The sequence below is a fragment of the Paracoccus sp. R86501 genome (assembly GCF_042466435.1).
In the GTDB taxonomy this organism is placed as follows: Bacteria; Pseudomonadota; Alphaproteobacteria; order Rhodobacterales; family Rhodobacteraceae; genus Paracoccus.
The window spans coordinates 166766-186894 of sequence record NZ_JAXHPZ010000001.1 but is presented as its reverse complement, the minus strand read 5'-3'; the positions used below and the strand labels follow the sequence as shown (position 1 = coordinate 186894).

Genomic DNA, 20129 nt, shown 5'->3' with positions numbered 1-20129 from the left:
AATTCCGGGGCAGTCTAGCGGGCTGCGGGCGGGGATGCCAGTTCGGTCGGCACCGCCCACCAGCCTTTGCGCGCAAGGGTCGCAGCGGCGGTTTCGGCCTGCGCGGCGCTGTCGAAGATGCCAAAGCAGGTCGCGCCGCTGCCCGACATGCGGCTGAAGGCGGCGCCTGATGCGCTCAGCGCCTGAAGCACTTGCCCGATCACCGGGGCGACGGCCATCGCCGGTTCCTGCAGGTCGTTGCGGGTGCCGCGCAGCCAATCGATCAGGGCGGGTGTATCAGCAAAGGTCGGGATCGGCGGCAGGGGCGGGTTGTCGCGGCGGGTCATGGCGGCGAAGATCTGCGGCGTGGGGATGGCCACGCCGGGATTGACCAGCAGCAGATGCAGCGGCGGCAGATTGGGCAGCGGAGTCACGACCTCGCCCACGCCCTGCATGCGGGCGGTGCGCGATCCGATGCAGACCGGTACATCGGCCCCAAGGGCTTCGGGATGCTGCGGCAGGGCGTGCCCCATCCGCGCCATGCCGCGCAGGACCGCCGCCGCGTCGGCCGAACCGCCCCCGATCCCCGAGGCGACAGGCAGGTTCTTGGTCAGCCGGATCGCCGCCTGCCCCCCCGCCATCCGCGCCGCGCGCAGGCAGAGGTTGTCGTCATTCGCCGCCAGACCCGCGCCAAAGGGTCCGTCGATCGACAGCGACAAGGGGCCGGGCGACAAGGTGATCTGGTCGCCGACGGCCGCAAAGCAGACCAGCGAATCCAGCAGGTGATAGCCGTCGTCACGTCGCCCCGTCACATGCAGGGCAAGGTTCAGCTTGGCCGACGCGTCCAAATGCAGTTCCGGCCCGGTCATTCCGAGGCGTCGGTGTCGCGTTCGGGCGTTTCTGGCACCGGGGTTTCGGCGTCATCGCCCTCATCCTGCAGAACGGCGGTCAGACCACGGTCCAGCTTGTCGCGGATGCGGTCCAGATCGACCTCGCCCGATCCGGCGGGGGCCAGCGACAAGGCGCGCTTCCATTGGATCTGCGCTTCGCGCTTGCGGCCGACCATCCAGTAGATATCGCCCAAGTGGTCGTTCACGACCGGATCGGATGCCATGGTGCCAATAGCCAGTTCCATCGGGGCGACGGCTTCCTCGTAGCGGCCAAGCCGGTAATAGGCCCAGGCCAGCGAATCCTGGATATAGCCGTCGTCGGGCGACAGCTTGACTGCCTTTTCGATCATGCCCAAAGCGCGATCCAGATTTTCGTTTCGGTCGATCCAGGAATAGCCCAGATAGTTCAAAAGGCTGGCCTGATCTGGCCGGATTTCCAGCGCGGCCAGCATGTCGGCTTCGGCACGGTCGAACAGGCCGGCGCGTTCCAGCGCGATGCCGCGGGCATAGAGCGGGAACCAGCGGGCTTGATCCGGCGCACCCTCCAGCAGCTTCATCGCCTTGTCATAGCTGGGAATGGCGGATTTGTAATCTTCCTGCTGGCGCATCACGTCGCCAAGCGCGATCCATGCCGGCGCCATGTCGGGATAAGCGGCGGTCAGCGCCAGCGCGGCCTTTTCGGCGGCATCGGTGCGGTCGGCACGCGCCAGCGCGTCGATGCGCGACAGCTCGGCCTGAGGGCGCATTTGGCCCATGCGGCGGACGGTTTCGAATTCATCCTCGGCCAGATCGAACTGCTGGCGTTCCTGCAGGAACTGGGCGACCATCAGATGCGCCTCGGGGTTGTCGGGGGCGATCCAGGCGGCCAGCCTTGCGTGGATCAGCGACAGCGGTTCGGGATCGGCGCCGCCCGACAGGGCCGAGGCAAAGGACAGCAACAGATGCGCGATGCCGTCCTTGGGTCCCGACACGACGTCGAAGGCGATGGGATCGTCGCCCTGCAGCTGTTTGCGCAGGGCGGCCAGCTGGGGTTCCTGATCGGCACCGTTCAGATTGTCCAGCAGGGCCAGCGCTTCGTCGCGGCGGTCCAGCTGGGCCAGGATCTGCACCTGCGACTGGATGCCCAGCAGATGGCCGTTCGCCTCGGAGTCCTGCATCAGCGTGCTGGCGGATTCGTAATCGCCGACCAGCGCGCGGGCCAGCGCCAGATGATAGTTCACGATCGGCAGGATGTTTTCGTTGCTGCCCATCTCCTCGAACGCCTGCATCGCATCCGAGGCGCGACCTGCCCCCAGCATCGCCCAGGCCCGGATGATGCCGTCCAGCAGATCGTCCTGCAGCGCGACATCGGCCTGACGATGTTCGTCGACGAAGGTGATCAGCGCGTCCCATTCACCGTCGCGGATCAGCTTGGCGCGATGCACCAGCCCGACCAGTTCGGTATATTTGTCCTGCGCGATCAGCTTGTCGGCCATGGCGACGGCCTTGTCGACATCCCCCGCCGAGGTCATTGCCACCAGCGCGCTGTCCTGCAGATAGCTGTCCGAGGCATCCTGCGCTGCCGCCTTGGCGAAATATTCGGCGGCGGCGCGGAAATCATTGTCCACCGTGGCCAGACGCGCGGCCAGATAGGGACCGGCCAGGCCTTCCGTCAGCGGAGCCTTGGCGGCGGTTTCCTCATGCGCGGGGCGTGCGGCGGGGCGGGTTTCGGTCTGCGCCCATGCGGGCATCGCCAAACCGCCAACCATCGACATCAGGGCCGCGATCAGTGCCAGCCGCGAGGAAACCGGGCGAATTTTGGTCAGGGTCACGAAGGCGCCTTCCGGAAATCACATTTGCGTTTCCGCAAGCCTAGCTGTCCGGCAGGGGCGTCGCAACGCCCCCACCCTGAACTGTGCATCACATGTTCGGGTAATTCGGCCCGTCGCCACCCTGCGGCGTGGTCCAGACGATGTTCTGGCTGGGATCCTTGATGTCGCAGGTCTTGCAGTGGACGCAGTTCTGGAAGTTGATGACGAAGCGCGGACCATCCGCATCCTCGACCACCTCGTAGACGCCTGCGGGGCAGTAACGCTGCGCAGGTTCGGCATATTCCGGCAGGTTGACGGCGATGGGCACCGACGGATCGCGCAGCTTCAGGTGGCAGGGCTGGCTTTCCTCGTGGTTGGTAAAGCTGAAGGCGACGTTGGTCAGGCGGTCGAAGGACAGCTTACCGTCCGGGCGCGGATAGTCGATCTTGGGGTAATCCGCGGCCTTGCCGGTCGCGGCGGCATCGGTCTTGCCATGCTTCCATGTGCCAAAGGGGTTCCAGCCGGTGACATTGGCCACCCACATGTCGATCCCGCCCAGCATCAGGCTGGCCGACAGGCCAAGGCGCGACCACATCGGCTTGACGTTGCGGACCTTTTTCAGGTCGGCACCGATCACGCCGCCACGCACGGCGCTGTCGTAATCCTCCAGCCGGTCGCCTTCGCGGCCTGCCTTCAGGGCAGCGGCGGCAGCCTCGGCGGCCTCGATGCCCGAATGCATGGCGTTGTGGTTGCCCTTGATGCGCGGCACGTTGACCATGCCCGCGCTGCAGCCCAGCAGCAGACCGCCGTCGAAGGACAGCTGCGGCAGCGACTGCCAGCCGCCTTCGCTGATGGCGCGCGCGCCATAGCTGATGCGCTTGCCGCCCTCCAGCAGTTCGGCGACCATCGGATGGTGCTTGAAACGCTGGAATTCCATATAGGGATAGAGATGCGGGTTCTGGTAATTCAGGTGGACGACAAAGCCGACCAGCACCTGATTGTCTTCCATGTGGTAGATAAAGCTGCCGCCACCAGCGTTTTTGCCAAGCGGCCAGCCCATCGTGTGGATCACACGGCCCTTCTGGAATTTCTCGGGCGAAACCTCCCAGATTTCCTTCATGCCAAGGCCAAATTTCTGCGGGTCGTGACCCTCGGACAGGTTCAGGCGACCCATGATGTCCTTGGCCAGCGACCCGCGCACGCCTTCGGCGATAAAGACGTATTTGCCGTGCAGTTCCATGCCCGGTTCGTAACCGTCGCCGATGCTGCCATCGGGGTTGCGACCGAATTCGCCCGCGACCACGCCCTTGACGCGGTCGCCGTCCCAGACCACCTGGCTGGCGGCCATGCCGGGGAAGATCTCGACGCCCAGTTCTTCGGCCTGTTCGGCCATCCAGCGGCAGACATTGCCCATGCTGACGATGTAATTGCCGTGGTTCGACATCAGGGGCGGCATCGGCCAGTTCGGGACCCGCATCTGCCCGCCCTCGCCCAGCACGAAGAAGTTGTCGTCGGTGACGGGCGTGTTCAGGGGGGCGCCCTTTTCCTGCCAGTCGGGCATCAGCCGCGACAGGCCCGAAGGGTCCAGAACGGCACCCGACAGGATATGCGCCCCGACCTCGGAACCTTTTTCCAGAACGACGACGGAAATCTCGGGGTCGATCTGCTTCAGGCGGATTGCGGCGGACAGGCCGGCAGGCCCCGCACCCACGATCACGACATCGTATTCCATCGATTCGCGTTCGATCCCGGTCTGATCAGTCATCCGCTGGTGCCCTCCCTGACAATCTGGCAAGCACAGGATTAGCGCGGCTTGCCGACAGGGGCAATCGTGACGCCGCGAAGCGATGGGCCGATTGCTGCCTGCACACCCATGCAGGCTTGCATTGGTGCCGCTTTTGGGGTCACGATGTTTGCGAACAAGGTTCAGCGCCCCTGCCATCCGAATGGCGGGGGCGTTGCCTTAGGACCTGCATGCAAACGCATCCCATAAGGACAGGGCAGCGATGGACAAGATACCGATGACCCGCAAGGGCTGTGAACGGCTCGAGCTTGAGATGGGCCACCTGAAATCCAAGGAACGCCCCGCGATCATCCGCGCCATTGCCGAGGCGCGCGAACATGGCGATCTGTCGGAAAACGCCGAATATCATGCGGCCCGCGAAAAGCAGGGCTTCATCGAAGGGCGCATCAAGGAGCTGGAAGGCATCCTGTCGCGGGCCGAGGTCTTCGACCCCGCCAAGCTGTCGGGCAGCGTCAAGTTCGGTGCCACCGTCGAACTGGTTAACGAGGACACCGACGAGGAACGCACCTATCAGATCGTGGGCGAAGCCGAGGCCGACATCGAGAGCGGTCGCCTGAACGTCCGGTCGCCGCTGGCCCGCGCCCTGATCGGCAAGGACGAGGGCGACAGCGTCGAGGTCGTGACCCCCGGCGGTCAGCGTGCCTATGAAATCATCAAGATCCGGTACGAGTGAACATATGTCGGTGATTGCACGCATCTCGAGCCTGGCGACACGCGATCGCATCACCACGGTGGGCTTTGCGCTGACGGGGGGCTGGCTGTTTCTGGTCGCGCTGTTCTGGCTGTTGGCGCCGGGCGGCGAAGGATCGGCCGGCGGCATCGCGCGGCTGGTCGCCTCGGCAGGGGTGGTCCTGCCCGTGGCGCTGGTCTGGCTGGGCGTTTCGCTGGCCCGGCAGGTGGCGATCCTGCGCGCCGAGGCCGACGAACTGCGGGCACGGCTGAACCGCATGCGCGGACCGCAGGACGAAGGCGACGACACGCCCGCCCCTGCCGACCGCAAACCGGCGGCCAAGGCGGCGCTCCAACCCGCGGCACGCAGCGCGGCGGCGCCCCTGCCGACGCGCCCCCGCGCCTCGGTTCCCGAACCAGTGGTGGCCCGAAACGATGCCCCCTCGGGTCCGCCCGTGGATGCCATCACGCTGATCCGCGCGCTGAACTTCCCCGACGGCCCCGACGACCAAGAGGCTATCGACGCCCTGCGCATGGCACTGAAGGATCCGGCGAATTCGCGCGTTTTGCGCTCGGCGCAGGATGTGGTGACGCTGCTGGCGGGCCGCGACGTCTATATGGACACCCTGCCCCCCGAGCCTGCCCGCCCCGAAGTCTGGCGCCGCTTTGCCGATGGCGAACGCGGCAGCGCGGTCGCGGCCCTTGGTGGCATCCATGACACCGACGCCATGGACATCGCCGTCGGCATGCTGGAGCAGGACGAGATCTTCCGCGACACGGCGCATCACTTCCTGCGCCATTTCGACGGGCTGATCGGGCGCATCGTGCCCCAACTGGACGACATGCAGATCTCGGTGCTGGCCGACAGCCGCAGCGCGCGGGCCTTCATGCTGCTGGGACGCGTCTCGGGTATCTTCGGCTAGGCGTCCACGTCGCGGCGCAGCACCTGAACCTGCCCCCACCAGGGCATGCCATAGCGCCCGCGACATTCGGCGTGAAAGCCCAACGCCCGATAAAAAGCCAACGCGCCGGGGTTCGATTGCCGGACCTCGGCGCGCAACCCCGGAAAGCCGCGCTGGCCCGCCAGCAGCAGCGCATGATGCACCAGAGCCCGTCCCAGACCCGCGCGCCGGTCGATCACCGCAATCCCGTCGATGACCAGATCGCGCGTCGGCGGCGCAGGTCGATAGAGCCAGCCGCGCCATCCCGCCCCCTGCCGCAGAAAGCCGCCCTGCCCGTCGCGCAGGCCCATCACCCCCGTCACCCGACCCTGCCCGTCCAGCGCCACCAGCCCCCGCGTCGGGTCGCAATCACCCCGCCCGCCAAAACTGTCGCGCCACAGTGCCGCCGCATCGGGCAGAACATCCGCAGGGATCGGACCCAGAATCCGGGCCGGTGAAACAGATGTCCGATCAGCTTGCCTTGGGTTGCGCATCATGCAAGCAAGGTGCCGCGAACAGCGACAAGACGGAAGCGCCATGTCACCGACACCCGAACCCCGCCCCCAGCATGGGCAAACGCCCGCCGATGCCGTCTCGGCCAAGGCGCTGGCGCGTACGCCGCGTGCGGCCTTCATGCATGGCATCACGCAGTCGCTGCCCTTCCTGATCGTCATCATTCCATTTGCGGTCCTGTTCGGCGTCGTCGCGACCGAAGCCGGTCTGAACGTCGCGCAGGTCATGGGCTTTTCGGTGCTGGTGCTTGCGGGTGCATCGCAGTTCACCGCCGTGCAGCTTTTGTCCGACAATGCGCCCACCATCGTCATCATCCTGTCGGCACTGGCCGTGAACTTGCGGATGGCGATGTATTCGGCCTCGCTGCTGCCTTGGCTGCGCGATGCCACGGGACGGCAAAAGGCCTGGATCGCCTATGCGTTGATCGACCAGACCTTTGCGCTGTCGATCCAGCATTACGAACGCCATCCGCGTCTTGGGTTGCAGCAGCGGCTGGCCTATTTCGCGGGTGGAGCGCTGGTGCTGTGCGTGCCGTGGATGCTGGCCACATGGGCCGGTGCCACCGTGGGCGAGGCGATCCCCGACGACATCGCGCTGGATTTCGCACTGCCGATCACCTTCCTTGCGATGATCGCGCCGATGCTGCGCACGACGGCGCATCTGGCGGCCTGCTTTGTAGCCATCACCTCGGCGCTGTTGCTGGCGGGGCTGCCTTCGGGCTTGGGTCTGCTGATCGCGGCACCGCTTGGCATGGCCACCGGTGCCATCGTCGAGGCCCGGACCGAAGGAAAGGCATGACCATGCAGGCATCGGAATTCCAGATCTGGCTGATCATCGTCGTCCTGGGCATCGGGACCTTCCTGCTGCGCTGGTCCTTCCTTGGCGCATTGGGCAACCGCGAACTGCCCGAATGGGTCATGCGGATGCTGCGCTATACGCCGGTTTCCGTGCTGCCTGCGCTGGTGGCGCCGCTGGTCGTCTGGCCTGCGGCGACGGGCGGGGAAACCGACCCCTCGCGCATTGCCGCGGCGGCGGCAACGGTGGCTGTCGGGGTCTGGACCAAGAACGTGCTGCTGTCGATTGCAGCAGGCGGCATCACGCTGTTCGCGATGCTTTACGTTCTGGGATAGCCGGTGATCCTGCCGTTCTTCTGCTGCAGAAGAACGTCATGATTGTTGGCCGGATCGCCGTCCATGTTGCGGCGCGACTGCACGTTCGGCAGCGTCATGAACCAGTTGCGCAGCTTCAGCGGTGAAAACCCGCGCGGCGCCCCCTGAAAGCCCGGCACACCCGACAGCACGGTGCCGGTTTCCACGGCGCAGAAGCTTTTGTTGGCCGCACCGTTTTCCTCGGCGCGGCGGATGGCGATATCGGCAACCTCACGCGGGACGAAGACGGTGTCCTCGGTCACGTAATAGGTCTCACGCGCGTGGTAATCGATGTAGAAGTTCTTGAAGTTATCCGTGATCCCATAGAGCACGTCGTGCCGTTCCGGGATGTAGGGATGCCGCCAGCTGCCCGCAGGGTCATAGATGACCCGCTGGCTGCCGTTGATCAGCAGGGCGGAATGCCCGCCCTCGCCACGCGGAATGCCGATGACGGTCAACAGCGTGATCGAGGGCGGCTGGTCGGACACGAAACGCGCGGCCCGCACCCGTTCATCGCTGGCCCAGATATTGTCGGCGCCGCAGGCAGCCAGCACCGTGGGCAGCGCGGCTGCCAGGAAAACGCGTCTTTTCATCGTGATCAGGCGTTCGTCAGCGCCATAAAGATCAGCGCGGCCAGCGACAGGCAGACGACCCAGACGGTCGCGCGGATGAAGCCCGCAAAGGTTTTCTGCTGCTCGGAAATATCCATCGTTCCGGGCGTGCTATAGGTCATGTCGCGTTTTTCGGTCATGGCGTCACCTCAGGTTGGCTTTTTTTCTGAGTTAGCGGAAGTTTCGGCGCCTGTCACGCCCCAGAGCGTCGCACCGTCGCTTTCCCCCAGTGGTGCGATCACCCCGGCACGATGCAGGTGGTTCACATGGGCCACCGCCTCGACCAGGGCCAGACCGAATTCCCCTTCCCCGATGCGGCGCTTGAACAGCAGATCAAAGCAACCGACGGCGGTACGCGGCGCCACGGTCAGGGCGGCGGTCAGACGGTTCAGCGCGGCATGGTGGTTGTCGGTCATCTGGCGCAGGCGGAAGGGCAGCCCCGTGAAGGGCAGCTTGTGGCCCGCCAGCACCAGTTGTTCATCGCGCGCCAGACCCGACAGGCGGACACAGCTTTCCAGCCATTCGCCCACTGGATCGGCTGCCGGTTCGGTCGGATAGACCCCCAGATTGGGCGAGATCGAGGCCAGCAGCTGGTCCCCCCCGATCACCAGATCATCATCCTGCGACCAGAAGGTGGCGTGACAGGGCGCATGCCCATGCCCCATGGCCACCCGCCAGCGGCGCTGGCCGAATTCGACCACATCGCCTTCGGACAGGCGGGTAAAGCCCACAGGCAGCGGATGCACGACATCGGCAAAGTTGAAGGGACGGGCGGCGGCGCGTCTTTCCAGCATATCGGCGGGCATTCCGGCCTTGCGCCAGAATTCCACCTGCTGGTCGCTGGCGGCGGGCTGTTCGTCCAGCGTCAGCATGCGCGCGGTCAGCCATGCCGTGCGGCTCATCATCAGGTCGGCATTATCCGATTGCATGAACCAGCCCAGCAGGCCGACATGGTCGGGGTGGTGATGCGTGCCGATCACGCGGTTGATGCGGCCACCCTGCAAGGGGCCGTCGCGCAGCGCCGCCCAGATGTCGCGGGCGCGCTTGGTGTCAAAGCCGGTATCGACGATGGTCCAGCCATCGCCGTCGTCCAACGCATAGACATTGACGTGATCCAGCGCCATGGGCAGCGGCAGCCGCATCCACAGAACCCCCGGCGCGACGGACACCGCCTGCCCTTCGACAGGCGGCGCCGGGAAGGGATTGCGGATCACGCGGCGAAATCGCCGGCCAATGCGGCATCGCTGATGGCGGTCAGATCGTCCAGACCTGCCTGAGCCTCGGCCAGATCGCCGGCATAGCGGGGCAGAACCCGCGCCATGAACACCTGCGCCAGCGCCACATGCAAGGCATTCCCCTTGGATGCCGCCCGCAGGTGGTAATGCCCGCCCAGAACCTTGGCGAAGGCCGACAGATAGGCGACCGCACCCGCGAAACGCACCGGCATGTCGCTGTCCAGCAGGCTTTGGGTCGCTTCGCGCAGGGTTTCAGCAGCCTGCCACAGTTGATGCGCCAGTTCGGGATGCGCAGATTGTGCGGCCTTGGCACCGTCAGACACTTCGTCCAGCAGGCGCATGGCGGCATCGCCGCCGTCGGACAGCTTGCGCCCGACCAGATCCATCGCCTGAATGCCGTTGGTGCCTTCATAGATCGAGGTGATGCGCACATCGCGGAAATACTGCGCCGCACCCGTTTCCTCGACATAGCCCATGCCGCCATGGACCTGCACACCCATGTCCGACACGCGGATGCCGACATCGGTGCCATAGGCCTTGGCGATGGGCGTCAAGAATGCCGCGCGGGCGTTCTGATCGGCGTCGCCGGTCGCGCGTGCCATGTCGATGGCGGTGGCGCAAGCCAGACCGATGGAACGGGCGGCAAAGACCTCGGCCCGGGCGGTGGCCAGCATGCGGCGCACATCAGGGTGCTGGATGATCGGCCCCATCTGGTTGCGGTCGATGGCATAGGCGACGGCTTTCTGCAGCGCCGCCTCGGCTACGCCGATGCCCTGCATGCCGACACCAAGACGGGCGCAGTTCATCATGGTGAACATTGCTGCCATGCCCTTGTGTTCGGCACCGACCAGCCAGCCTTTGGCGCCCTCAAAGCTCATGACGCAGGTGGGGCTGCCGTGAATGCCCAGCTTTTCCTCAAGGCTGACGACCTTCAGATCGTTGGCCACGCCCGGATTGTCCTGATCGTCGGGCAGGAATTTCGGCACCATGAACAGGCTGATGCCCCGCGTGCCCTTGGCCGCACCCGGCAGACGCGCCAGCACCAGATGGCAGACGTTGCTGGTCACATCGCTGTCGCCCCAGGTAATATAGATCTTTTGCCCCGTGATCCGATAACTGCCGTCATCTCCGGGCACTGCCTTGGTTACCAGCGCGCCGACATCGCTGCCCGCGCCCGGTTCGGTCAGGTTCATCGTGCCCGACCATTCGCCGCTGATCAGCTTGGGCAGATAGGTCGATTTCAATTCATCGCTGGCATGATGTTCCAACGCCTCGATTTGGCCCTGCGTCAGCAGCGGGTTCAGCTGCAACGCCAGACAGGCGCCCGACATCATCTCGGCCACGGCCATGTTCAGCGCCTGCGGCAAGCCCATGCCACCATATTCCGGATCAGCAGAAACACCGACCCAGCCCCCTTCGGCAATGGCACGAAAGCCGTCGGCAAACCCGGGCGAGGATCGCACGACACCATTTTCCAACCGCGCCGGATGTGCGTCGCCTGCCCCGTTCAAAGGGGCCAGCACGTTCGACGCCAGCTTGCCCGCCTCGGACAGGATGGCGGTGGCGGTTTCGGCGGTGGCTTCGGCAAAACGTTCGGTTCCGGCAAGATCGCCGAAGGGCACGACGTGGTTCAGGATAAAGTCGATCTGTTCGACTGGTGCCTTGTAGCTCATCGAGTTCCTCCTCGCTTGCGCCTTGGCATCCCCAGCCGGCGCGACTATCAGAACGGTCAAGCGGCATCTTGGGCCGCGATCCCGACAGGCTCAACCGAAACCCCGCGTCACGCATGCAGACCCTTCGACTGACCCCGGATGCAGACGGCCTGTCGCGCGCCAGCGCGCTGCTGGCGGCTGGCCAGACCGTCGCCATCCCGACCGAGACCGTCTATGGCCTTGCCGCCGACGCCCGCAACGGAGAAGCCGTCGCCCGCATCTATCAGGCCAAGGGCCGCCCCAGCTTCAATCCGCTGATCGTCCATCTGCCCGACGCCGCGACCGTCGCCACCATCGCCGACATGCACCCGCAGGCGCAGGTGCTGGCCGATGCCTTCTGGCCTGGCGCGCTGACCCTGGTCCTGCCGCTGCGGCCCGATGCGGGCATCACATCGCTGGTCACGGCCGGCCTGACGACCATCGGCCTGCGCGTCCCCGCCCATCCGGCGGCCCGTGCCCTGCTGCGCGACTTCGGCGGCCCGCTGGCGGCGCCATCCGCCAATGCTTCGGGCCGCATCAGCCCCACCAGCGCCGATCACGTCCTGTCAGACGACGGCGGGTTGAATGGCCGCATCGCCGCGGTGCTGGACGCAGGCCCCTGCGATGTCGGCGTCGAATCCACCATCGTCGGCTGGATCGATGGCCGCGCCACGCTGCTGCGCCCCGGCGGCATCCCCGCCGAAGCGATCGAGGCCGCCCTGGGCACCAAGCTGATCCACCACGACGGCGATCCGGTCACCCCAAGCGCCCCCGGCCAGCTGTCCAGCCACTATGCCCCGAACGCGACGCTGCGGCTGAACGCAGATCCGCGACCGGGCGAAACGCATCTGTCCTTCGGCACACCGGGACCGTTCAGCCTGTCCGACGACGGCGACCTGACCCAAGCCGCCGCCCGCCTGTTCGACATGCTGCGCAAGGCCGACGCGCAAGGCTGCCCCATTTCGGTCGCGCCGATCCCCGATCACGGGCTGGGCGCCGCCATCAACGACCGCCTCAAGCGCGCAGCAGCCCCGCGCGACTAGATTTCTCGGTTGCGCAAATACCCCGGGGGACATCGCGCAGCGATGGGGGGCAGCGCCCCCCGCCACCCTTACAACCCAAGCGAATTGTACACGTTCGAAATCCGACGGATCGACACGACATAGGCCGCCGTCCGCATGTCATCGACCTTGGCGTTGTTCATCCAGACCTCCTTCATCTTCTTGAAGCTCTCGCGCATGGTGTCGTCCAGCCCCGAGCGCACCAGCTCCAGCTCGTCCGCGCCGGTCAGGAAGCTTTCCTTGAAGCCCTTCGACAGGGTCCAGTTCAGCCCCCGCTCGGCGGACAGACGCTCCAGCTCCTCGACCAGCATGCGGGCGCGGGCCTCCTCATGGCGACGTTCCAGACGCCCAAGGCTGATCTGCGACAGGTTCTTGACCCATTCGAAATAGGACACCGTCACACCACCGGCGTTGGCATACATGTCGGGAATGATCACGATGCCGCGGCGGCGCAGGATGGCGTCGGCATTGGCGGTGACGGGACCGTTCGCGGCCTCGATGATGATCTTGGTCTTGATGCGTTCGGCGTTGTCGGAATGGATGACGCTTTCGACGGCGGCCGGGATCAGGATGTCGCATTCCTCCTCCAGCATCGCCAGACCGTTTTCGCGATAATCGCCGCCTGCAAAGCCCTTGACGCCGCCGGTCGCGCGGATGTGGCCGCGCAGGGCGTCGATGTTGATGCCTTGCGGGTTCACGATCGCGCCGTCACGCTCGATCACGCAGGTGATCAGGCATTTGTCCTCGGCCGAGAGGAACTGCGCCGCGTGATAACCCACGTTGCCCAAGCCCTGGACGATGACGCGCTTGCCGGCCAGCGTACCTTCGACGCCCGCGCGCTTCATCACGTCGTCATGGCGGAAAAATTCGCGCAGGGCGTATTGCACGCCGCGACCCGTGGCCTCGACGCGACCGTCGATGCCGCCAGCCGTCTTGGGCTTGCCGGTAACGCAGGCCTTGGCGTTGATGTCATCGGGGTGCAGACGCTTGTAGGCATCGGCCATCCACGCCATCTCACGCTCACCCGTGCCCATGTCGGGGGCGGGGACGTTCTGGCTGGGCGAGATCAGGTTGCGGCGCGACAGCTCATAGGTGAAGCGGCGGGTGATGCGCTCCAGTTCGTCCTCGTTCCAGGCGCGGGGGTCGATACACAACCCGCCCTTGGACCCGCCGAAGGGCACCTCGACCAAGGCGCATTTATAGGTCATCAGCGCGGCCAGCGCCTCGACCTCGTCCTGGTTCACGTCCAGCGAATAGCGGATGCCGCCCTTGACCGGTTCCATATGTTCGGAATGCACGGACCGATAGCCGGTGAAGGTATGGATCTGGCCGCGCAGCCGCACCCCGAAGCGGACCGTATAGGTCGAGTTGCAGACGCGGATCTTCTCCTCCAGCCCCGGTGACAGGTCCATCAGACCGGCGGCGTGGGTGAACATCTTCTCGACTGATTCGCGGAACGAGGTCCTGTGGGCCATGGCAGCTTTCCTCCTGGATGACAGCGCATTGGGTGGCTGCCCAAAGCTAGGGCAATCCGGGATGCGCCGCCACCTTTGAACTGCCCGCGCGCGGGTCTGTGACATTCCTGCGCTGATCGAAACGTGATTCACGCGGCGGGTTCTCATGTCGGGGGATGGGGCGTATTGTTGCCACAAAACAAGGGCCCGCACAGGGTCGGCAGGGAACAGCAGGACATGATCCGTAATTCTTGGATTTCGCGGGCCGCCATTCTGGCCCTTGGCGCAGCCACGTTGGCGGGCTGCACCCGGATGCCCCCCACCACCCCGGTTCAGGGTGTCGGGCAGGCGGCAGGCTATGGCTATGCGCCTACCACGGGTTACGCCCAGACGACCGGCTATGCGCCCGCCACCGGATATGGCGCGCCGCAACCGGTGGCGCAGCCGGCGATGGCCCCGACCCCCATGCCGATCCCGGTTTCGGATCCTGCGCCCACGCCCGCGCAGGGCATCACCGGCCTGACCGAGCGCAAGCCCGACCTCTGCGGGGCCGCCAAGATCGCCGATGCGGTGGGCAAACCCTCCAGCGTCATCCCGACGCTGGGGCTGACGCGCGACTATCGCATCGTCGAATATCGCGGGATCGAGGCGCAGGTCTATGTTCCCAACCGTGTCGTCTTCCGCCTGGACGAAGCAGGCACCATCACCAGCATCGATTGCGGATGATCCCCATGACCCGAATTGCCTTGTCGTTTGTCACCCTGGCGCTGCTGGCCGCCTGCCAGCCTGCACCCGAAACGCCCAATCAGCCGGACCTCTGCGGCGCATCGGGTTTTCAGGGGCTGATGGGCCAGAACCGCGCGGCGCTGGACCAGCTGCGCCTGCCTCTAGGCAGCCGCGTCGTCGGGCCTGACGACATGGTCACCGCCGATTACCGCACCGACCGGCTGAACATCGAATATGACCGCAAGGGCGTCATCCACAAGATCGGCTGCTACTGATCGTTGATCTGACCCGGCGGGCTGTGCCACCATCGCGTGATGAACGCACAGCCGCCAATCCAGCCGATCCCCGATCAGGTCGTCTTCGACCGCAAGGAACTTAACCTGATCCTGTCCACCTATGGCCGCTTCGTGGCGGCTGGTGAATGGCGCGACTACGGCATGTCCTTCCTGCGCGAGGTTGCGGTGTTCAGCGTCTTTCGCCGCGCCGCCGAACATCCCCTGTACCGCATCGAGAAACGCCCGCGGCTGCGCAATGCCCAAGGGCTCTATGCCGTGATCGCCATGGACGGGCGCATCCTGAAGCGCGGGCATGATCTGGCAACCGTCTTGCGGGTGCTGGATCGGAAGCTGATCCGCCCCATCGACTGAGTCCTACGTTCCGCGCGGCTTTGCCCGCATGGTGGGGTCGGCCTGAGTCGGATCCTCGGGCCAGGGATGGCGGGGATAGCGCCCGCGCATGTCCTTGCGCACGTCCTGATAGGAGCTGCCCCAGAAGCCAGGCAAATCCATCGTCACCTGCACCGGCTTGCCCCCCGGAGACAGCAACGCCATCCGCAAGGGACGACCGCCGACGACGGGATGGGTGGTGACACCGAAGACCTCCTGCAGGCGCAGCTGCACCTCGGGGTGGTCGCCGTCGTAGTCGATGGGCACCTTGCGGCCCAGGGGGGTGACGAAATGCGCGGGCGTGGCCTGATCCAAGCGGCGCTGGCCGTCCCATCCGATGCGGGCCTTCAGCGGCTCGACCAGATCGAGGCTGCGCAGGTCGGACAGGCTGCGCACGCGGCCCAGCCACGGCAGCAGCCAATCACCATCCCCCAGCAGGCTGGCATCATCGACATCGCCCAGACCGCCGACCAGCTCGATCCGCGCGCGGTATCGGGCGGCGGCGGGCGACCATGTCAGGCCGTTCAGGCGCAACCCTTCCAGCGCGGCGCGGGCAATGGCGTCTTCGGGGGCGTCGCGCCAGATACGATCGGACAGCACCAGCGCGCCAAGGCGGTCCTGTTCGCGGGCAATGACGCGGTTCTCACGGCGCGACCATTCGCAGATCTGCACCTGTTCGATGCGGTCGCCATGCAGGGCGCGCAGATCGGCTTCGTCCAGCGTGGCGGCCATGCGGATGCGTGCTTCGCGCTGGTCGCCATCCAGATCGACGGCGACGATCAGGCGCTGGCCTGCCAGCACATCCGCATTGTCGATCACCGCACCCTTGCCCCCCGACAGCACAAACCGCGCATCATCGCCCTTGCGCCGCTGCCCGATACGGTCGGGATAGGCCAGCGAGGCCATACCCCCCGCCGACAGCGCGGGCTTGTCCGCCACCATGCGGCGCAGGCGGGTAGATTCATCACGGATGCGCTGGACGGCCTGACGGTTCACCTGATCGGGGAACCGTTTGGGATCGCGGACGGCAGTCAGGCGCAGCGACAGGTCCACCCCCACCCCGCGCAGGGGATCGCGGTCCGACAGCAGGGCCGCCAGATCAGCCGCCCCGCGTCCCGCAAGGATCAGCATATGCGCCAGACGCGGATGCAGCGGCAGCCGCGCCAAGGCCCGCCCGTGTTCGGTAATGCGCCCGTCACAGCCCAGCGCCCGCAGGGCCGTCAGCAGGGTCCGCGCCTCGGCCAGCGCGCCTTCGGGGGGCGGGGTCAGGAAGGCCAGATCGGATGCATTGGCCCCCCAGCTGGCCAGTTCCAACGCCAAGGCGGCCAGATCAGCAACCGTAATTTCGGGGGGCGCATAGGCAGGCAGCGCGCCTTCCTCGACCTTGGCCCACAGGCGGTAACAGATGCCCGGCGCGACGCGACCTGCGCGGCCCCGGCGCTGGTCGGCCTCGGCCCGGCTGACGCGTTCGGTGACCAGCCGCGACATGCCGCTGCCGGCATCGAACCGTGCCCGCCGCGCGCGACCCGCATCCACGACCACCCTCACCTGCGGGATCGTCAGCGAGGTTTCTGCAATGGCGGTGGCCAGCACGATCCGCCGCCGCGGGCCCGGTTCCGACAGCGCCGCCCGCTGCGCCTTGGCGTCCAGCGCGCCGTAAAGCGGCAGGATATCGTGATCCATGCCCGACAGCTGGGCCATGACGCGGCGGATCTCTCCCTCGCCCGGCAGGAAGGCAAGGATCGTGCCGCCGGTCTCGACGGTCTCGGCGGCGGCAGTCCGGATCAGGCGGGCGGCCTCGTTGACCAGCCGGATGCCCTGCGGCAAGGGGCGGTCCAGCCAGCGGGTCTCGACCGGAAAGGCCCGCCCGTCCGAGGTGACGACCGGCGCATCATCCAGCAGCGCCGCCACCGGACCCGCATCCAGCGTGGCCGACATGACCAGCACGGCCAGATCGTCCCGCAGGGCGCCGCGCGCCTCCCAGACAAGGGCCAGCCCCAAGTCGGCGTTCAGGCTGCGTTCATGGAATTCGTCGAAGATCACGCAGCCGATGCCGTCCAGCGAGGGATCGGATTGGATCATGCGGGTCAGGATGCCCTCGGTCACGACCTCGATCCGGCTGCCCGCCACCGATTCGCCCCGGATGCGGTATCCGACGCGGCCGCCCACCGCCTCGCCCAGACTGTCGGCCATGCGTTCGGCGGCAGCGCGGGCGGCAAGACGGCGGGGTTCCAGCATCAGGATGCGGCCCGCGATCTGGTCCATCAGCGCCAGAGGCACACGCGTCGTCTTGCCCGCACCGGGGGGCGCGACCAGCACGGCGCGTCCGTCACGGGCAAGCGTGGCGCAAAGTTCGGGCAGGATTTCGTCGATGGGCAGGGTTTGTGACATGGGCGCCGTGATACCGCCCCGTGCAACCTGCGTGCAATCGCGTTGTGGCCCCGTGACATTTCCCGACCCGCGGACCTATCCTGCGGCGCGGGCGTTGGTCCGCGAACAGGAAACCGGAAGGGGCAGCATGGGCATCGGCAGCGACGTGATCGAGGGGCTGGGCCTTGGCGATCCGGTCATCAGGGTCGGCGTGACGGGTCTGTCGCGGGCAGGCAAGACGGTCTTCATCACCTCGCTTGTGGCCAACCTGCTGGAACGGGGCCGGATGCAGGCGCTGCGGGCTGCCGCAGACGGGCGCATCAAGGCGGCGTGGCTGCAACCCCAGCCCGATGACACCATCCCGCGCTTTGATTTCGAACGCCATCTGGCCGCCCTGACCGGACCCGAACCGCATTGGCCCGACGGTACCCGTCATGTCAGCCAGCTGCGCCTGTCGCTGCGCATGGAATTGGGCGGTCTGTTCGGCAGCCTGCGCGGCCCGCGGGTCATCCATCTGGATATCGTCGATTATCCGGGCGAATGGCTGCTGGACCTGCGCCTTATGGACCGCGACTTCGCCACCTGGTCCGCCGAGGTTTTCGACCGCATCGACGGTCGCCCCGGTGCCGATGAATTCCGCGCCGCCTTGTCGCAAGTGCAGGCCGCCGACCATTTTGCTGAACCGCAGGCGCAGCAGCTGGCCGATGTCTATACCGCCCATCTGAACGCCGCGCGCGAGGCCGGCTGGTCCGATTGCACCCCCGGTCGCTTCCTGATCCCCGGCGAAATGGCCGGATCACCCGCGCTGACTTTCGCGCCTCTGCCGCCCGAATTGCAGGGCGGTAAGCTGGGCCGCGAATTCCGCCGTCGCTTCGACGCTTATAAGTCGCGTGTGGTGAAGCCGTTCTTCCGCGACCACTTCGCCCGCATCGACCGTCAGGTCGTGCTGGTCGATGTGCTGGGCGCCATCCACCAAGGCCCCCGCGCGGTCGAGGATATGCGCCGTGCCATGGCCGACATCCTGACCGCCTTTCGCCCCGGTCGCGCGGGCTGGCTGGCGCAGCTGCTGGGGACGCGGCGGGTGGAACGCATCCTGTTCGCCGCGACCAAGGCCGACCACCTGCATCACATCCAACATAACCGGCTGACCGCCGTGCTGTCATCCATGCTGCGCGACGCCCGCGACCGCGCCGATTTCCAAGGCGCCCGGACCGAGGCGATGGCCATCGCCGCCCTGCGCGCCACGACCGAGGACATGATCCGCCAAGGCGACGACGAACTGCCCGTTGTGCGTGGTCGCCTGCTGGACGGGCGGCAGGCGGCATTTTATCCCGGCGAACTGCCGACAGATCCCTCGATGCTGTTGCATCCGGCGCGGGCAGGGGCGGATGCCTGGCTGGACGCCGATTACGCGATCATGAACTTTGCCCCCGCCCCCCTGACCACGCGCCCCGGCGACGGACCGCCCCATATCCGGTTGGACCGCGCCGCCGAATTCCTGATCGGAGACCGCCTGTGAGCGACCAGCCCAAACTCCCCCGCGGCCCCGTCCTGATCCAGCTGGACGAACCCAACCGCGAACAGCCACGCGCCCCGCATCTGGAAACACCGCAAGACGACGCCCCCAGCCCGGCGGACGCACCTGCCATAGATGAACCGACAGCCCCTCTGCCCCGCCCCCGCACGATGGAGATGGTGACCCGCCTTGTCGGGCGCCCGCCGTCGCGGATGACGCGGTTTTTCATCAATACAGGCGTGGCGCTGTTCACCTTCCTGCTGGGCGTGGCGGCGCTGGATTTCATCAGCCGGCTGATGGTCAGCTATCCCTTGCTGGGCTGGATCGCGATCACGCTGTTCGGGTTGTTCACGCTGGCCTGTCTGGGGATGGCACTGCGCGAATGGCGAGCGTGGCGGCGCTTTGCCAAGATCGACATGTTGCAAAGGCGCGCGGGGGCGGCGCTGGCTGATGACAGCTTTGATCAGGCCAAGCTGGTCACCGATCAGCTGGTCAGCGTCTATGCCAAGCGCCCCGAAATGGAATGGCAGCGCCAGCGCCTTGCCGAACGCCGCGCGGAAACCTTCGACGCCACCGCCCTGCTGACATTGGCCGAGGCCGAACTGCTGGCCCCCCTAGACCAGCTGGCCCGGCGCGAGATCGAAGCCGCCGCCCGCACCGTCGCCGCCACCACCGCGCTGGTGCCGCTGGCGCTGGCCGATGTCGCCGCTGCGCTGGCCGCCAACCTGCGGATGATCCGCCGCATGGCCGAGATCTATGGCGGGCGTGCCGGTGCCGTCGGCGGCTGGCGGCTGGCCCGCACGGTGATGACCCATCTGATCGCCACGGGTGCCGTCGCGGCGGGGGATGATCTGGTTCATACAGTCGCGGGCGGTGGCATCCTTGCCAAGCTGTCGCGTCGTTTCGGCGAGGGTCTGGTCAACGGCGCCCTGACCGCCCGCGTCGGCATCGCCGCGATGGAGGTCTGCCGCCCCCTGCCCTTCATCGCCCAACCCCGCCCCAAGGTCGGCAATCTGGTGACACGGGGCCTGCGCGGGCTGTTCGGAAACGACGATCAGGCGTGATC

Annotated in this window: 20 protein-coding genes; 10 read left to right on the top strand and 10 right to left on the bottom strand. The window is 66.6% G+C overall.

The window, feature by feature from the left end; all coding sequences use genetic code 11:
* Window positions 1–14 precede the first annotated feature (14 nt).
* The 3 genes from SJY40_RS00980 to SJY40_RS00970 all read right to left on the bottom strand — a co-directional run bounded on the left by SJY40_RS00980 (window position 15) and on the right by SJY40_RS00970 (window position 4424).
* Window positions 15–848 (bottom strand): 4-(cytidine 5'-diphospho)-2-C-methyl-D-erythritol kinase, encoded by an 834-nt coding sequence (locus SJY40_RS00980; protein ID WP_378941700.1) that lies wholly within the window; start codon window positions 846–848, stop codon window positions 15–17.
* Complete coding sequence (locus SJY40_RS00975; protein ID WP_378941698.1) at window positions 845–2680, bottom strand: tetratricopeptide repeat protein; 1836 nt, start codon at window positions 2678–2680, stop codon at window positions 845–847. Before SJY40_RS00975 ends, SJY40_RS00980 begins: the two co-directional genes overlap by 4 nt.
* Before the next feature lie 88 nt (window positions 2681–2768).
* Window positions 2769–4424 (bottom strand): 4Fe-4S dicluster domain-containing protein, encoded by a 1656-nt coding sequence (locus tag SJY40_RS00970; RefSeq protein ID WP_378941696.1) that lies wholly within the window; start codon window positions 4422–4424, stop codon window positions 2769–2771.
* 241 nt (window positions 4425–4665) lie between these two features.
* On the opposite strand from SJY40_RS00970, the gene greA reads away from it, so the two are divergent.
* Window positions 4666–5136: a transcription elongation factor GreA gene (gene greA, locus SJY40_RS00965; protein WP_378941694.1), complete on the top strand. Its 471-nt coding sequence runs from the start codon at window positions 4666–4668 to the stop codon at window positions 5134–5136.
* A 4-nt stretch (window positions 5137–5140) separates the two neighbouring features.
* Complete coding sequence (locus SJY40_RS00960) at window positions 5141–6055, top strand: hypothetical protein (protein ID WP_378941691.1); 915 nt, start codon at window positions 5141–5143, stop codon at window positions 6053–6055.
* On the opposite strand, the gene SJY40_RS00955 is transcribed toward SJY40_RS00960, so the two are convergent.
* Entirely contained in the window at window positions 6052–6567 is a 516-nt protein-coding gene (locus tag SJY40_RS00955) for a GNAT family N-acetyltransferase (RefSeq protein ID WP_378941689.1), read from the bottom strand. The two genes, SJY40_RS00960 and SJY40_RS00955, sit on opposite strands and share 4 nt — an antisense overlap.
* A gap of 43 nt (window positions 6568–6610) precedes the next feature.
* Here SJY40_RS00955 and SJY40_RS00950 point away from each other — a divergent pair, with 43 nt between their 5' ends.
* Complete coding sequence (locus tag SJY40_RS00950; RefSeq protein WP_378941687.1) at window positions 6611–7384, top strand: AzlC family ABC transporter permease; 774 nt, start codon at window positions 6611–6613, stop codon at window positions 7382–7384.
* A gap of 2 nt (window positions 7385–7386) precedes the next feature.
* The gene (locus SJY40_RS00945; RefSeq protein WP_378948218.1) at window positions 7387–7716 is read left to right on the top strand and encodes an AzlD domain-containing protein; all 330 of its coding nucleotides are present in this window, start codon (window positions 7387–7389) and stop codon (window positions 7714–7716) included.
* On the opposite strand, the gene SJY40_RS00940 is transcribed toward SJY40_RS00945, so the two are convergent.
* From SJY40_RS00940 to SJY40_RS00925, 4 genes are read right to left on the bottom strand one after another with little or no spacing between them, the layout of a single operon-like run.
* On the bottom strand, window positions 7701–8327 hold the full coding sequence (locus SJY40_RS00940) for a hypothetical protein (protein WP_378941684.1): 627 nt from the start codon (window positions 8325–8327) through the stop codon (window positions 7701–7703). The genes SJY40_RS00945 and SJY40_RS00940 overlap by 16 nt on opposite strands.
* Before the next feature lie 5 nt (window positions 8328–8332).
* On the bottom strand, window positions 8333–8485 hold the full coding sequence (locus SJY40_RS00935; RefSeq protein WP_378941682.1) for an aa3-type cytochrome c oxidase subunit IV: 153 nt from the start codon (window positions 8483–8485) through the stop codon (window positions 8333–8335).
* Between the two features lie 9 nt (window positions 8486–8494).
* Window positions 8495–9559, bottom strand: coding sequence for an MBL fold metallo-hydrolase (locus SJY40_RS00930; RefSeq protein ID WP_378941679.1), 1065 nt, complete (start codon window positions 9557–9559; stop codon window positions 8495–8497).
* Window positions 9556–11253 (bottom strand): acyl-CoA dehydrogenase, encoded by a 1698-nt coding sequence (locus SJY40_RS00925; RefSeq protein ID WP_378941677.1) that lies wholly within the window; start codon window positions 11251–11253, stop codon window positions 9556–9558. Before SJY40_RS00925 ends, SJY40_RS00930 begins: the two co-directional genes overlap by 4 nt.
* A 113-nt stretch (window positions 11254–11366) precedes the next feature.
* Between SJY40_RS00925 and SJY40_RS00920 the strand changes: the two genes are divergently transcribed.
* Window positions 11367–12314, top strand: a complete 948-nt coding sequence (locus SJY40_RS00920) for an L-threonylcarbamoyladenylate synthase (protein WP_378941675.1) — start codon at window positions 11367–11369, stop codon at window positions 12312–12314.
* A 68-nt stretch (window positions 12315–12382) separates the two neighbouring features.
* On the opposite strand, the gene SJY40_RS00915 is transcribed toward SJY40_RS00920, so the two are convergent.
* Window positions 12383–13807, bottom strand: a complete 1425-nt coding sequence (locus tag SJY40_RS00915; RefSeq protein WP_378941672.1) for a Glu/Leu/Phe/Val dehydrogenase — start codon at window positions 13805–13807, stop codon at window positions 12383–12385.
* A 216-nt stretch (window positions 13808–14023) separates the two neighbouring features.
* On the opposite strand from SJY40_RS00915, the gene SJY40_RS00910 reads away from it, so the two are divergent.
* From SJY40_RS00910 to SJY40_RS00900, 3 genes are read left to right on the top strand one after another with little or no spacing between them, the layout of a single operon-like run.
* Entirely contained in the window at window positions 14024–14512 is a 489-nt protein-coding gene (locus SJY40_RS00910; protein ID WP_378941670.1) for a hypothetical protein, read from the top strand.
* Between the two features lie 5 nt (window positions 14513–14517).
* Window positions 14518–14787, top strand: coding sequence for an I78 family peptidase inhibitor (locus tag SJY40_RS00905; RefSeq protein ID WP_378941667.1), 270 nt, complete (start codon window positions 14518–14520; stop codon window positions 14785–14787).
* A 39-nt stretch (window positions 14788–14826) separates the two neighbouring features.
* Window positions 14827–15159, top strand: a complete 333-nt coding sequence (locus SJY40_RS00900) for a DUF2794 domain-containing protein (RefSeq protein ID WP_378941665.1) — start codon at window positions 14827–14829, stop codon at window positions 15157–15159.
* A gap of 3 nt (window positions 15160–15162) precedes the next feature.
* On the opposite strand, the gene hrpB is transcribed toward SJY40_RS00900, so the two are convergent.
* Window positions 15163–17568 (bottom strand): ATP-dependent helicase HrpB, encoded by a 2406-nt coding sequence (gene hrpB, locus SJY40_RS00895; RefSeq protein WP_378941662.1) that lies wholly within the window; start codon window positions 17566–17568, stop codon window positions 15163–15165.
* 127 nt (window positions 17569–17695) lie between these two features.
* On the opposite strand from hrpB, the gene SJY40_RS00890 reads away from it, so the two are divergent.
* Both SJY40_RS00890 and SJY40_RS00885 read left to right on the top strand, forming a co-directional pair.
* Complete coding sequence (locus SJY40_RS00890; RefSeq protein WP_378948216.1) at window positions 17696–19066, top strand: YcjX family protein; 1371 nt, start codon at window positions 17696–17698, stop codon at window positions 19064–19066.
* The gene (locus SJY40_RS00885) at window positions 19063–20127 is read left to right on the top strand and encodes a YcjF family protein (protein WP_378941660.1); all 1065 of its coding nucleotides are present in this window, start codon (window positions 19063–19065) and stop codon (window positions 20125–20127) included. Before SJY40_RS00890 ends, SJY40_RS00885 begins: the two co-directional genes overlap by 4 nt.
* Window positions 20128–20129: the final 2 nt, after the last annotated feature.